The sequence below is a fragment of the Enterobacter sp. T1-1 genome (genome assembly GCF_000710795.1).
Lineage (GTDB): Bacteria > Pseudomonadota > Gammaproteobacteria > Enterobacterales > Enterobacteriaceae > Enterobacter > Enterobacter cloacae.
In genome coordinates this window covers 43124-57546 of sequence record NZ_JALW01000077.1, presented here as the reverse complement: position 1 = coordinate 57546, position 14423 = coordinate 43124, and the positions used below count along the sequence as shown (strand labels likewise).

The window sequence follows — 14423 nt, the reverse complement described above, 5'->3', positions numbered from 1 at the left end:
TGCTGTCCCTGCCGGTTGAGTACGATGGTGCTGGGGTAATTTTGTGCGGCCTGTTCCCCTCACCCTACCCCAGGGTGAGGGCAACAGGCCGCACAACATTACCCCAGCACCATCGTACTCAACCGGCAGGTACAGCACCGCCGTCCCTGCTCGTCGAACACCACAATCTCCCAACTCTGGCTGGATCGACCCAGATGCAGCGGCTGACACACGCCGCGCACGGTCCCCTGCGCTACCGCACGATGATGGGTGGCATTCAGCTCCGTTCCCACCACGTTCTGCCCGTCGCGGGTCATCAGAAAACCGGCCATCGAGCCCAGCGTTTCCGCCAGCGCCGCCGACGCGCCACCGTGCAGCAGGCCAAACGGCTGATGGGTGCGCGTATCCACCGGCATTTCCGCTTCCAGCGTATCGTCGCCAAGGCGGGTATAAACGATGCCCAGATGCGCCACCAGCGTGTTCTGGCTGGTGGCGTTCAGCGCATCTAACGATAAATGGCGTTTCCAGATCATTACGCCCCCAGCGTGGAGCCGCCGTCCACCACGATATCCTGCAGGGTGATATGGCTGGCAGCATCGGAGGCCAGGAACAGGATCGTGCTGGCAATCTCCTGAGGACGGGCAATTTTCCCCAGCGGGATCCCCAGCTTAAACTGCTCGCCAAAACCGCGAATGCGCTGCTGCTCCGCATCGTCGCAGGTCCACAGGGTGCGCTGCATATCGGTATCCGTTGACCCCGGCGACACCAGATTACAGCGCACGCCGCTGCCCGCCAGCTCCAGCCCGACGGTGAGGGCCAGGCTTTTCAGCGCCGCTTTCGAGGCGCCATAGGCACTCATCCCGATGCGCGGCGTGTGGGCCGCGTCGGACGCCACGGTGACAATCGCCCCACTCTGCTGACGACGGAACTGGCCCATCGTCTGTTGAAAGAGGTTAAACGCCCCGCCAACGTTGACCGCAAACGTCTGCTGCCAGTCCTCCTGCGAAAGCTGGTCCGTGGCGCCCATGCGCAGAATGCCGGCGGCGTTGACCAGTATATCCAGACGTTCCTCTACGGCGAGCAAGCGCCCGCAGACATCGCTCACCTGCGCCGCGTCAGATACGTCCAGCGTTTGGGTAGCAAATGGATAATTCTCCTGCGGGAAAGCCAGATCGAATCCGGTCACCTTCGCGCCCGCGTCGGCAAAGGCCAGCGCCGTCGCATAACCAATCCCTTTACCCGCCCCTGTCACCCAGACGGCTTTGCCGGTGAAATCAAAAACCATTACTGCACCTCGCGGGAGAGTAGCGCCCACCAGGCGTCGAGGGTCGGATTTTTTGCCAGCATCACGAAGTCGATATCGCCGTGGACTTTACGCCAGCGTGCGGCGAGCGCCATCATGCGCACCGAATCCAGGCCGTAGTCGATCAGGTTTTCGTCATCCATCGGTTCGTCGGTTTCATCGAGTAATGGCAGGATGAGCTCACGCAGCGCCGCTTTTGAGGCCGGAACCGACGGCAACAGATCATCGGTCATCACCACGCGGCCGGAACGCCCCGCCACATAGTTGAGCGACATCAGGTGCTCTTCGCGGGTGAAATCTGCCAGCGCGTCGGCAATAAAGAAGGGTTTGATGTCGCGCATAAACGCATCGGTGGCGGTGGTCATGCAGCCGATGTGGGCATACACGCCGGTGATCAGCAGCTGATTGCGGCCTGTCTCTTTCAGCATCAGCTCCAGCGGCGAGCGATGAAACGCGCTGTAACGCCACTTCACCAGCACGGTGTCCGCTTCGTCCGGGGTCAGTTCAGCGACGATACGCTGCTGCTCCGGGGAACGGGTCAGCCCCGGGCCCCACATGTCATTCAGCAGGGCGCGGTCTTCGTCGCTCTGCTCTTTCGGCTGGGCGGTGTAATAAACCGGAATGTTGTGCGCTTTACAGTACGCGCGCAGCCTGGCGATGTTCGCCACCATCTGCTGCATCATCGCGCTGTTTTCGCCCCAGAAGTTCAGGAAATACTCCTGCATATCGTGGATCAGCAGCGCGGCACGTTCAGGCTCAAACGCCCAGTTCACTTTACTTGTCGGCAACTCTGCGGCAGTTGGCAGCGCGTAAGCGGTTAATTTTGTAATAGCCATACTCTGTTCCTCAGGCCCGGGCGCGTTCAGCGATCCACAGGCGCAACTGTTTCTTATCGACTTTGCCGACCGGCGTTAACGGCAGCGCATCCACGCTCTCCACGCGATCCGGCAGTTTGAATTCGGCAACGCCCTGCTCGCGCAGGAAGCGACGCACCTCAACCGCGCGCAGCGGCTGTTTCACCACCAGAAACGCGCAGCTTTTCTCGCCCAACAGGCTGTCCTCCATGCTCACCAGCGCGGCGTGGATCACTGCCTCATGGCGCAGCAGCAGGTTTTCGATCTCTTCAGCGGCGATCTTCTCCCCGCCGCGGTTGATCTGATCTTTCTCGCGCCCCTGCACGGTGATGTACCCCTGCTCGTCGATGGCAATCAGATCGCCGGAGCAGTAAAACCCGTTGGCATCAAAGGCGCTGGCGTTGTGTTCCGGGCTGTTGAAATAGCCGCGGAAGGTATACGGCCCGCGGGTCATCAGACGTCCTGTTTCGCCACGCGGCAGCGGGTTGCCGTGCTCGTCCGCCACCCACACTTCGTCATCCGGGCACATCGGACGGCCCTGGGTGTGGATGATGCGTTCCGGGGTATCGTCGAGAGCGGTGTAATTCACCAGCCCTTCCGCCATGCCGAACACCTGCTGTAGCTGGCAGCCAATTTCCGCCGGAATGCGCGCGGCGAGCGTGGCGGAGAGGCGTGCGCCCCCCACCTGCAGCAGCTTCAGCGATTTAAGCTGCGCATTGCCCGCGCCGTCGGCAATCGCCTGCAGCCACAGGCTGACCGCCGGGGGTACCAGCGAGGTGACGTTAATTTGATGGCGTTCAATCAGCGGGAAGCAGATCGTGGCGCTCGGATCGTGCGCCAGCACCACGCAGCCACCAGCCATGAATACCCCTAACGAACCCGGGGAACTCATGGCGTAGTTATGGGCCGCCGGTAGCGCATTCAGATAGCGGGTATCCGCAGTAATGCCGCAAATTTCGTTGCTGCGACGGATGCTGTAGTCGTAATCGTTATGCGTACGCGGGATCAGTTTTGGCGTGCCGGTACTGCCGCCTGAAAGCTGGAAGAACGCCACTTCGTCGGCGGGCGTGGGGTTGGGGATGAAATGGGCCGCCGGGTGGGCGATGGCCGCCTCCAGGGCATGTGCGCCGTTATCGCCACGCAGCAGGACAACACGCACTGAGCGATGTTCATCCACAAAACGGTTCAGGAAATCATCGCCTGCAAACAGGGCGTGCTCGCGGTCGGCAATCAGCAGCGCGGGTTTGATCTGTGCGGCGTAGGCGTTCAGCTCGTTACGTTGGTGGCTGAAAAGCGCGTTCACCGGAGCCACACCCACCTGCAGAAGCGCGAAAAAGGTGATGTAAAACTCAGCCACGTTGCCGAGCTGAACCAGCGCGGTCTCGCCACGACGCACGCCCTGCTCCTGCAGGACGGAGGCCAGGTTATTCACCGCCTGGTTGAACGCGCGCCAGGTCAGGTGACGTTCACCGTCAATAATGGCGACGGTATCTTTCTCCGCGTGGTCGGTCAGAATGTGGGTCAGCGGCAGATCCTGCCAGTAGCCTTTTTCACGGTAGCGCCGGGCAAACTCCTCAGGCCAACGGGTAAAGGGGATGGTCATGATGATTCCTCAGTGCAAACCAAAAACGTTGAGCATGGTGGAGAGCTTCACCCCGGTTTCGCGCCACTCGCCCACCGGGGAGGAGGCTGGCACAATGCCCGCACCGGCAAACAGGCGAACGCGATTTTTAAGCAGACGCGCGCAGCGGATGGTCACCACCCACTCGCCGTTGCCTTCGCTGTCACACCAGCCAACGATGCCGCCAAACAGTTCGCGGTCGAACGGCTCCAGCCCGGCAATCAGTTCTTTTGCCGCCTGATGCGGGAAACCGCTCAGCGCAGGCGTCGGGTGCAGCAGACAGGCCAGAGTCAGGGCGTTCTCATTTTCACGGGCCTCCCCTTCCACCGGCGTCGCCAGATGCCAGAGCGTTGGGGTGGTGATCAGCTGCGGGGAAGCTGGCATGCTGAGATGATGGCTGCGCGGTGCCAGAATGGCTTTCATCGCCTGGGTCACCAGATCGTGCTCGTGGCGATCCTTCTCGGAGGCCAGCAGCTTATTACCCGCCTCGCGATCCAGCACGTCATCCGGCTGACGACGCGCAGAGCCCGCCAGCGGCAGAGAGCTAAAGTGTGTCCCCTCTTTACGCAGCAGCAGTTCCGGGCTCGCGCCCAGCAGCACGCCGCCATCTTCCAGCGGCACATGGAAGTTGAAGCTGGCCGGATTCTGGGCGATCAGTCGCTCCATCAGCGCGCCGCTATCAATCTTTTTATCCGTCGCAATATCAATCAGCCTCGACAGCACCACTTTGTTCACCTGTGGCGTGGCGGTGAGCGCTGCCGCACGGGCAACCATCTCTTCAAACACGGGCTGCGGAGGGATCTCAGTGCGGGTTTCCACGCTCAACGCCTGGGAAGCGGAAAAATAGCGCGCGGACTGCTGACGCGCCGGGCGCGAAAAGGTCTGCCAGTGCTGCGGAATAAACAGGGATGAGGGCTTGCGGGTATCGAACGGGATGGCACCCACCATCACGGGATGGGCAATGCCGCTGGCCTTCGCGTTGCGGAAAGCCTGAGCCAGTTTCTGCTGGAAGGCCCCCGACGGGTTATCACCGCCCTCGGCGGGTTCAGAGAAACGGGAAAAACAGCCTGACGTGGTAAAACTGCGGTAAGGCGACATAAAGAAAAAGCTGTCTGATGGCAGCGTGGTCGCGGTGTGCTGAACTTCCTCAGCCAGGGACGTATCCATATCATCCTCCATAAAATGATAAAAGAAGCAATAATGATTATCATTTATATTTTCGTTGGCTAACCTAATCTTACATCGCGCCGGTGTCAACCGCAGAGCGAACATCTTGTGCGAGTATCGCTTGCATCCCCTCGCCGCAATCATGAAAATGAGAAGCATTAACTTCAAAGAGAACAGGATGCCGCGTTGTGAAATTCCCCGCCGTTTGCCGTAATGCCCTTCTTTTAACGGGATGTTTTGTTTTAGGACTAACCTCAGCCATCGCCGCCGACTGGCCGCGTCAGGTAACCGACAGCCGCGGCGTGCATACCCTGGAGAGCAAACCCACGCGCATTGTCTCCACCAGCGTGACCCTGACCGGCTCATTGCTGGCGATTGACGCTCCGGTAGTGGCCAGCGGGGCGACCACGCCCAATAACCGCGTGGCGGATGCGCAGGGCTTTTTACGTCAGTGGGGTGATATTGCGAAACAGCGCAACGTGGCGCGCCTGTACATTGGCGAGCCGAGTGCGGAAGCGGTGGCGGCGCAGATGCCGGATCTGATTCTGATTAGCGCGACCGGCGGAGATTCGGCCCTGGCGTTGTACGATCAGCTCTCCGCCATCGCGCCGACGCTCATCATCAACTACGACGACAAAAGCTGGCAGGAACTGCTGAAGCAGCTAGGCACGATAACCGGACAGGAAAAACAGGCCGCCGAACGCATTGCAGCATTCGATAAACAACTCGCGCAGGTGAAACAGCAGATGACGCTGCCGCCGCAACCGGTGAACGCCATTGTGTACACCGCCGCCGCGCACAGCGCTAACCTGTGGACCGCGGAGTCTGCCCAGGGCCAGCTGTTGCACCAGTTAGGCTTTACCCTGGCCGAACTGCCTGCCGGGCTGCACACCTCAAAAAGTCAGGGCAAACGTCACGACATCATCCAGTTAGGCGGTGAAAATCTGGCTACCGGGCTGAACGGTGAAGGCCTGTTCCTGTTTGCCGGCGATCAAAAAGACGTTGAAGCGATTTACGCCAACCCGCTGCTGGCTCACCTGCCTGCGGTGAAGAATAAACGCGTGTGGGCACTGGGAACGGAGACGTTCCGCCTGGATTATTACAGCGCGATGCTGGTGTTAGAGAGATTAAATGCATTTTTTAAGTAGGCATTTTCCCTCCCTCTCCCCGTGGGAGAGGGGCGGGGGGAGGGCATCAGGCTGCACCGTCGTTCAATACAACCTCCTGCCGGAACCGGCGCAATTCTGCTAATACCATTAACAGGATCCCACCTACAACGGCTAACGCAAACCCGCTGGTGCTCGCCGAAGCCACCGGTGTCATGACAGCCCCCAGCCCACCGAGGATCGCCGCGCCAATGGCATCGCCCGTCACGTTTTGCGCGGTCCACAGGCCGTTGATGCGCCCGAGCATTCCCTCCGGCGTCTGGGTCTGGATCAGGGTGTACTGCAACAGAGAACTGATGGCGCTCAGCCAGCCGAAGAGCACCAGACACAGCACACCCAGCGCCCAAACCGGCATCAGGCTGAAGAACCCCATCGCGATAAACGATGCCAGTGTCGTCAACAGCATAATCAACCCTGGACGCGCGCTCTGCGCCAGCCTGCCGCTGGTTAGCGCACCACACGCCGCGCCGAGCGGAATGGAGGCGTACAACACGCCAATCTCTGAGGCGCTTATCTGCCACACCCCCGCCAGCGCCGGATACAGCACGCGTACGGCGTTCGCCATCGTCAGCAGACCACCGAGCAGCGCAATACCACCAATCAGCGGGTTGCTGAACAGAAACCGGATCGCCGCCATCAGCGATTTCAGCGGATGCTCACGCGGCTGCGGTGGCGGTGGCAGAAGCGGCAGACGCAGCAGGGTTAAGGTGGTGATAAACGTCCCCGCCGCCGCGAGGCCGTAGTTCCACGCCACGTTACCGGTGGCCAGCAGTAGGCCGCCCACCATCGGCGATATCACCGAGCCAAGACGGACGGTAAGCATGGTAATTGCCCCCGCCTGCATCAGATTCTCGCGCCCTACCAACGCGGGTGTGGCGGCCAGCAGCGCCGTCACGCCTAACGAAGCAAAGAAACCATCCCACAGCCCGAGGGCGTAAATGGCGAGTAAGGAGGGTTCTGGCAGCATTGCGTTCAGGCACAATCCGACAAACCCCACCCCGCAGGTGCCGCGTGCCAGCAGGATCAGCTTCTTGCGTTCGTACCTGTCGGCCAGCACGCCGCCGATCATCAGACCGATAAACATCGCCCCGCCGGTTAAGGTGACCGACAGCCCGACCAGCCAGCTTGAGTGCGTCAACGTCTGGATCTGTACCGGGACGGCAACGCCGAGCAGGCCGAGGGACAAAATGGAGATAAAACGCGCGATAAACACGGCGCGATACGCCGGGTGCGTCTTCAGCAGGCTGAGGTTAATCAGCCAGGATTTTTGATTCATGACAAGACCTTGAGTCTATTTCTACCCATTCCATGGGCGCACATGCTAACATAGCCAAATAAGATAGATAACGATAATCACTATCATTATCAAATCATGGATGTTGCTATGTCGTTTTCCTCTTCTTCTGCGGTGCGCGCCGTTGCTGTGCCCGTGTTATTGCTGCTGTTAATCCTTGCGATGGCGCTCAGTCTGCTGGTTGGTGCGAAACCGCTGCCCGCCTCCGTGATTGTTGATGCGCTCTTTGGTACCTGTCAGAGCGCCGACTGCACCATCGTGCTGGATGCCCGCCTGCCCCGTACCCTGGCCGGATTACTTGCCGGTGGCGCACTGGGCCTTGCGGGAGCCCTTATGCAAACCCTCACCCGCAACCCGCTGGCTGACCCCGGCATTCTTGGCGTGAATAGCGGTGCCAGCTTTGCCATTGTGCTTGGTGCGGCGCTGTTCGGGTTTACCTCTCCCTCAGAACAACTGGTAATGGCCTTTTGCGGCGCGCTGGCGGCCTCGCTGATTGTCGCCTTTACCGGCAGCCAGGGCGGCGGGCAGCTTAGCCCGGTACGTCTGACGCTGGCGGGCGTGGCGCTTGCCGCCGTGCTGGAAGGGTTATCTAACGGCATTGCCCTGCTTAACCCGGACGTTTACGACCAGCTCCGCTTCTGGCAGGCCGGTTCGCTGGATATCCGCACGCTGGAGACGCTTAAGGTGGTGGTCATCCCGGTGATGATTGCCGCCGCCGTGGCACTCGGTTTAAGCCGGGCGCTGAACAGCCTGAGCCTTGGCAGCGACACCGCCACCGCGCTCGGCAACCGCGTGGCGCGAACCCAGTTGACGGGATTAGTGGTCATCACCGTGCTGTGCGGCAGTGCGACGGCAGTGGTCGGCCCGATTGCCTTTATCGGGCTGATGATGCCGCATCTGTCGCGCTGGCTGGTGGGGGCCGATCACCGCTGGTCTCTGCCGGTGACGCTGCTGGCCACCCCGGTCCTGCTCTTGTTCGCTGATGTTGTCGGGCGTCTTCTGGTTCCCGGCGAACTGCGCGTTTCGGTGGTCAGCGCCTTTATCGGCGCACCGGTCCTGATCTTCCTGGTACGACGTAAACGCGGAGGTGACGCATGATGGCCCCCTCTCGTCGTTTGATCGTCAGCGTTTCGCTGTTGGTTATCGCCATTCTGATGCTGGCGATCGCAAGCCTGTGCAGCGGCGCGGTGACGCTCGATCTCGCCCAGGTGTTTAACGCGCTCACCGGCAGCGCCCCGCGCGCTGTCACGATGGTGGTGACGGAGTGGCGACTGCCGCGCGTGGCAATGGCGATGCTGGTGGGTGCCGCGCTTGGCGTCAGCGGCGCGATTTTCCAGTCGCTGATGCGCAACCCGCTCGGCAGCCCGGATGTAATGGGTCTCAACACCGGTGCCTGGAGCGGCGTGCTGGTCGCGATGGTGCTGTTTGGTCAGCATCTGACGGCCATCACCGTGACGGCGATGACCGGCGGGATACTGACCGCGCTGGTGATCTGGCTGCTCGCCTGGCGCAACGGTATCGACACTTTCCGCCTGATCATTATCGGTATCGGCGTGCGTGCCATGCTGATGGCGTTCAATACCTGGCTGCTCTTGCAGGCTTCGCTGGAAACGGCGCTGTCGGCCGGGCTGTGGTATGCCGGTTCCCTCAACGGCCTGACCTGGGGCAAAGTCTGGCCAGCCGCGCCATTGATTCTGCTGATGTTTATCGCCGCGCTGCTGCTGGTGCGGCGCATGCGGCTGCTGGAAATGGGTGACGACAGCGCCTGTGCGCTGGGGGTCGGCGTTGAGCGTTCGCGCCTGATGCTGATGCTGGTCGCCGTGTTGCTCACCGCGGCCTCCACCGCGATTGCCGGACCCATCTCCTTTATCGCCCTTGTCGCCCCGCACATTGCGCGTCGTCTTAGCGGTACGGCCCGCTGGGGCTTAACCCAGGCGGCGCTGTGCGGCTCAATATTACTGTTGGCCGCCGATCTCTGCGCCCAGCGGCTGTTTATGCCTTATCAACTTCCGGTGGGCGTTGTCACCGTCAGCCTTGGCGGGATTTACCTCATCGTCTTGCTCGTTCAGGAGTCACGCAAGAAATGACCGATTCAACCACCCGCTTGCGCGGCGAAAGCCTTACTCTCGGTTACGGCAAAAAAATCGTTGCCCATGACTTAACCGTCAACATTCCTGACGGCCATTTCACGGCGATTATCGGCCCGAACGGCTGCGGCAAGTCGACCCTTTTGCGCACCCTCAGTCGCCTGATGACGCCGGTTGAAGGCCACGTATTCCTCGACGGCGAGCAGATCCAGCGCTTTGCCAGTAAAGAGGTGGCCAGGCGCATCGGGCTGCTGGCGCAAAACGCCACCACGCCGGGAGACATCACGGTGCAGGAGCTGGTCTCACGCGGACGCTATCCGCACCAGCCGCTGTTTACCCGCTGGCGCAAGGAAGATGAAGACGCGGTTAACCGCGCGATGCAGGCAACGGGCATTACGGACCTCGCCCGGCAGAGCGTGGACACCCTTTCCGGCGGCCAGCGTCAACGGGCGTGGATCGCGATGGTGCTGGCGCAGGAGACCTCCATTATGCTGCTGGATGAACCGACGACCTGGCTTGATATCAGCCATCAGATCGATCTGCTCGAGTTGCTGAGCGAGCTCAACCGCACGCAGGGTTACACCCTGGCGGCGGTGCTGCATGATTTGAATCAGGCCTGCCGCTATGCCACGCATTTAATTGCACTGCGCGACGGCGAAATTGTGGCGCAGGGCGCGCCGAAGGAGATTGTGACACCGGCGCTTATCGAGCGGATCTACGGCATGCGCTGCATGATTATTGACGACCCGGTGGCGGGCACGCCGCTGGTGGTGCCGCTTGGAAAGCGTGCGCGCTGATGCCCTCACCCCGGCCCTCTCCCACAGGGAGAGGGAGCAAACCATCCCCTCTCCCCGTGGGAGAGGGTTAGGGTGAGGGGAAATCACTCCCCCAACATCTTCTGCAACACCGGCCCAATCTTCTCAAACGCCTGCGGCGAAATGATGTCCACATGGGCGCAATCCTGGCTGTATACCTCCAGTTCATTTACCCACGGCGACCACGCCACCTGCGGATCCATCGTTCGCGTGCGCTCGGCAACAAACAGCGTTGCTTTCCCGTCAAACCGCGAGCTGTGCGCCGTGGTGAGCAGCCGCACCGCGTCGGCGTAGTTACCTTCAATGGCGTTGAATAGCGCGCTGGAGCCCTGCCCCTGCTGGGCGGCGATAAACGCCTGACGCTCGCGCTCAATTTCGGCCAGCACCGCCGGGTCGAGTCCGTTGGCCTCTTTTTCCGCCCAGTTCTGGGTTTCCGGTGGCCAGGTATCCAGCAGACCCAGGAAGGCGACGGTTTCGCCCTGTTCACGCAGACGCGCAGCAATCCCCTGCGCCAGCGTACCGCCAAGCGAGTAGCCGAACAGGTAATACGGCCCGTGGGGCTGCCGGGCACGTAACGTAGTCAGATGATGTTCAATCACCCCATCCAGATCCACACACTGCTGCATCGGCCCCTCCGGGCGCGGCGACTGAATTCCGGTAATGGACCAGCGCGGGCTAAGGTAGCGCGCCAGCACGCTGAACTGCCAGGCGAAACCGGAAGCCGGATGGAAGCAGAACAGCGTCGGGCCGTCGCTTTCGCGCAGCGGCAGCAAGGTTTCATAACCCAGACGCTGCGCCTGCTCGTCGCTTATCGGCGAATCCAGCAGAGCACTCAGCCTGCTGACCGTAGAGGCGACCATTATCTGCCCCGGCGTCACCTTGCGGGCGAACGTACGGCTGAGCTGTGCGGCCAGGCGCATCGCCAGCAGCGAGTGGCCGCCGAGGGCAAAGAAATCGGCTTCGATGTCGTTCACCGCGCAGCCCAGCAAAGACGCAAACGCCTGCGAGACGGCAATTTCGGTTGCACTTTCCGGTGCGCGTCCGCTGGTTTTGCTGGTCAGCTCCGGCAGCGGCAGCGCCTTGCGATCCAGTTTGCCGTTTGCGCTTAACGGCAGCGCGCTGATTTGCAGTAACACCACCGGCACCATATGCGGCGGCAATTGCGATCTGAGTGAGGCAAGCAGCGCGTCGCGATCCAGCGGTAAACCGGATTCAGAAACCACATATCCCACCAGTTGACGGGCATCGCCGCCCGTGGCCGCCGCCTGGTTGAACACGCAGGCGTGCGCCACCGCCTGAGCCACGTCGGGCAGCGACAGCATCGCCCGGTCGATTTCGCCAAGCTCGATGCGCTGGCCGCGAATTTTCAGCTGGTCGTCGCTGCGGCCTAAATACTCCACCGCGCCGTTGTCCAGCCAGCGGGCGACGTCACCGGTACGGTACATCCGCTCGCCCGGCGCGAACGGATCGGCAATAAAGCGGCTGGCGGTGAGATCCGGACGCCCCAGATACCCCTGCGCCAGCTGAATGCCGGTGAGATAGAGATCGCCCGCCACGCCAAACGGTACCGGGCGCATCATCGCATCCAGGATCCGCAACCCGGTGTTCCATACCGGGAAACCGATCGGCACGCTGTTACCTGCAACTGCCGCCAGCTCTGGTCCAAATGCCGGATACCAGCTAACGTCCACCGCCGCTTCCGTCGGGCCATAGAGGTTATGCAGCGGCACGTGAGTGAGCTGCTCCCATTCGCGACAAAGTTCCGTCGGCAGTGCTTCCCCGCTGCAGAATACCTGCCTGAGGCTCTTACAGCAGTCGGCGTTTTCCGGCGTCAGCGAGGCGACAAACGCTGCCAGCATCGACGGCACAAAGTGGGTGGTGGTGACGCCATAGTGCGCAAAGAAGTGCTGCATGGCCTGAGGATCACGGTGCGCGTCCGGCTCGGCCATCACCAGCTTCGCCCCGGCGATAAACGGCCACCAGAACTCCCAAACCGACACGTCAAAGCTGCACGGCGTTTTCTGTGCCACCACGTCGCACGCCGTCAGCGGGTAGTGATCCTGCATCCATTTCAGACGGTTAACGATGGCAGTATGCCCGACCATTACCCCTTTCGGACGCCCTGTCGAGCCCGACGTAAAGATGATGTACGCCGTCTGCTCCGGCTTCGCCAGCCGCAGCGGTTCAGCATCCGCAGCCGGTAATAGTGTGTTGTAACTAAACGTCCCAATGGACAGATCGCTAAAGCGCGGACGCTGTTCGTCGGTGGTGATAAGCAGCGGCGGCTTCGCGTCCTCCAGCATCATCCGCAGACGATCGTCCGGGTAGCCGGTATCCAGCGGCAACCACGCGGCCCCCGCCTCCACAATGCCGTGCAGTGCTAACGTCAGGAATACCGAGCGCGGCAGCGCCACCGCCACGCTGTCGCCCGGTTTCACGCCGCGCTCACGCAACAGATGCGCCAGTGCCACCACCTGCTCGCGCATCTGGCGATAGCTGAGCTCGATGTGCGCATCCGCCAGTGCGGGCGCGTCCGGCGTTTTGCTCGCCTGTTCCGCCACCAGTTCCGCAAGCGTGATGGACGGTAGCGCCAGCCCGGTATCGTTGATGCGTGCAAGCTGCTTGTATTCCTGCTCTGAGACCGTTTCAACCTCGCCACAGCGCAGATCCGGGTTAGCGGCAAATTGCGTCAACATCCCATTCAGGCGCGCCACGTGACGGGCCAGCGTGGTTTCATCGTAGCGCTGTTTATTGGCGAGGATCTCAATGCTCAGCCCGCCCTGCTCGTCCGGGAACAATGCCAGCTCCAGATCGTTCACCGGGCCGGTGGCCAGCGTGTGGGTGGTGGCCTCCACGCCAGCGATATCCAGCTGATAATCGAATACCTTGACGTTGAGCACCGGGCCGAACAGGGCTTCATCACCCGCGGCACGCCCGCTGTCGCGCACGATCTGCTCGGCGTCGTAGCGCTGGTGGCGACGCATTTTTTTCAACTGGTTTGCCAGGCGCTGCGCCAGTTCCGGCAGGCTCTCCTGCGGATGAATGTTCACCGACAGCGGCAGCACGTTGAGCACCGGGCCGGTCGCGGTCAGCGCAGCGGAGCCCATGCGGCGCATAAAGATAAACCCGGCGGCGTAGTCCAGCCGTCCGGTGAGACGGCCCAGCCACAGCGCCACCAGCGCAAGCGCCAGATCGGTGCGCTGTACCTGTCCTGCGGCCTGCGCAAGCTGGCTGAAGGCGCGGCCATCGGCGGCGATTTTCAGGCGCAGGATGTCGGTGGTGGCGGCACGCCCCGGCAGCGGCGCAGAGGAAAGCGAGACCGGAGAAGGAAGCTGTTTGCGCTGCTCAGCCCAGAAGACACCGTCGCGCTGATACGCCTCGCTGGCGCGGTAGCGCTGATACTCCTCCACCACCCCGGCGAACGGCGTAAACGGGGAGTCAGGCGTGGGCTCGCCCCTCTTCCACGCGGCATAAATCGCGGCGATCTGGCGGGTAATCGCCGGGAAGCTGAAGCCATCGACCACTAAATGGTGATAACGCTGATACCAGTACCAGTGTTGCGGACCGATCTGAATCAGCAGGTGAAACGCCAGGGGCTGACCGCTGTCGACACGAAGGTTCTGGTTAAGGTCGGCGTCCATCAGCGCCACGGCGGCGTCATGGGAACCGGCATTCACGATTTCCGGTTCAGGCAGCGTCATTGATGCATCCACCCACTGCCACACCTCACCGTTATCCTCGGTGAAGCGCATGCGCAGCGTGTCGGCCTGCATCATGCCTTCGGCAATGGCTTTTGCCAGCAGCGGTGCGTCAATATCGCCTTTCAGTTCGGTGTAGTGTGCCACGCTCCAGGCGTTCGGCAGGCTGGAAAGCTGCTCCGCCATCCAGATGCCCGGCTGGGCGGCAACAAGCGGCAGACGGTTCATGCATGCTCCCCCGCATAATTAGAGGGGCTGAGCGTCTGCCAGTGTTCGGCCAGCCACTGCTGGCATGCGTCCTGCGATTGCGCTTCGCATACCACGCGCCAGCCTGCGGGCAATTCGCACTGCTGCGGCCACAGGCTGTACTGCCCCTGATCGTTACGCAAAATAGCAAACTGCCCCTGCGGATTATCGAAAGGATTGCTGAATTCCATAC

Annotated in this window: 12 protein-coding genes; 4 read left to right on the top strand and 8 right to left on the bottom strand. The window is 61.6% G+C overall.

What is annotated here, in order from left to right; translation table 11 throughout:
* Positions 1-98 precede the first annotated feature (98 nt).
* The 5 genes from entH to entC are packed head-to-tail and all read right to left on the bottom strand — an operon-like array spanning position 99 to position 4924.
* Positions 99-512, bottom strand: a complete 414-nt coding sequence (gene entH / locus AK59_RS0121225; protein ID WP_029883765.1) for a proofreading thioesterase EntH — start codon at positions 510-512, stop codon at positions 99-101.
* Positions 512-1264, bottom strand: coding sequence for a 2,3-dihydro-2,3-dihydroxybenzoate dehydrogenase EntA (gene entA, locus AK59_RS0121220; RefSeq protein ID WP_029883764.1), 753 nt, complete (start codon positions 1262-1264; stop codon positions 512-514). The genes entH and entA overlap by 1 nt, the downstream gene beginning before the upstream one ends.
* A complete protein-coding gene (locus tag AK59_RS0121215; protein WP_029883763.1) occupies positions 1264-2118 on the bottom strand; it encodes an isochorismatase in 855 nt (284 codons plus the stop codon). The genes entA and AK59_RS0121215 overlap by 1 nt, the downstream gene beginning before the upstream one ends.
* A 10-nt stretch (positions 2119-2128) precedes the next feature.
* On the bottom strand, positions 2129-3739 hold the full coding sequence (gene entE, locus AK59_RS0121210; protein WP_029883762.1) for a (2,3-dihydroxybenzoyl)adenylate synthase EntE: 1611 nt from the start codon (positions 3737-3739) through the stop codon (positions 2129-2131).
* Between the two features lie 9 nt (positions 3740-3748).
* Entirely contained in the window at positions 3749-4924 is a 1176-nt protein-coding gene (entC, locus tag AK59_RS0121205) for an isochorismate synthase EntC (RefSeq protein ID WP_029883761.1), read from the bottom strand.
* Between the two features lie 188 nt (positions 4925-5112).
* Here entC and fepB point away from each other — a divergent pair, with 188 nt between their 5' ends.
* Positions 5113-6072, top strand: coding sequence for a Fe2+-enterobactin ABC transporter substrate-binding protein (gene fepB, locus AK59_RS0121200; RefSeq protein WP_029883760.1), 960 nt, complete (start codon positions 5113-5115; stop codon positions 6070-6072).
* A 46-nt stretch (positions 6073-6118) separates the two neighbouring features.
* Here the strand turns inward: fepB and entS are convergent, their stop codons facing one another.
* The gene (gene entS, locus AK59_RS0121195) at positions 6119-7366 is read right to left on the bottom strand and encodes an enterobactin transporter EntS (protein ID WP_029883759.1); all 1248 of its coding nucleotides are present in this window, start codon (positions 7364-7366) and stop codon (positions 6119-6121) included.
* Between the two features lie 108 nt (positions 7367-7474).
* Here entS and fepD point away from each other — a divergent pair, with 108 nt between their 5' ends.
* The 3 genes from fepD to fepC are packed head-to-tail and all read left to right on the top strand — an operon-like array spanning position 7475 to position 10268.
* Entirely contained in the window at positions 7475-8482 is a 1008-nt protein-coding gene (gene fepD, locus AK59_RS0121190; RefSeq protein WP_029883758.1) for a Fe(3+)-siderophore ABC transporter permease, read from the top strand.
* Complete coding sequence (gene fepG / locus AK59_RS0121185) at positions 8479-9471, top strand: iron-enterobactin ABC transporter permease (protein WP_029883757.1); 993 nt, start codon at positions 8479-8481, stop codon at positions 9469-9471. Before fepD ends, fepG begins: the two co-directional genes overlap by 4 nt.
* Entirely contained in the window at positions 9468-10268 is an 801-nt protein-coding gene (fepC, locus tag AK59_RS0121180; RefSeq protein WP_020684607.1) for an iron-enterobactin ABC transporter ATP-binding protein, read from the top strand. Before fepG ends, fepC begins: the two co-directional genes overlap by 4 nt.
* 83 nt (positions 10269-10351) lie before the next feature.
* Here the strand turns inward: fepC and entF are convergent, their stop codons facing one another.
* Positions 10352-14212 carry an enterobactin non-ribosomal peptide synthetase EntF gene (gene entF / locus AK59_RS0121175; RefSeq protein ID WP_029883756.1) on the bottom strand — a complete coding sequence of 1287 codons (3861 nt, stop codon included), beginning with the start codon at positions 14210-14212 and terminating at the stop codon, positions 10352-10354.
* Positions 14209-14421, bottom strand: a complete 213-nt coding sequence (locus AK59_RS0121170; protein ID WP_013097641.1) for an MbtH family protein — start codon at positions 14419-14421, stop codon at positions 14209-14211. The genes entF and AK59_RS0121170 overlap by 4 nt, the downstream gene beginning before the upstream one ends.
* Positions 14422-14423: the final 2 nt, after the last annotated feature.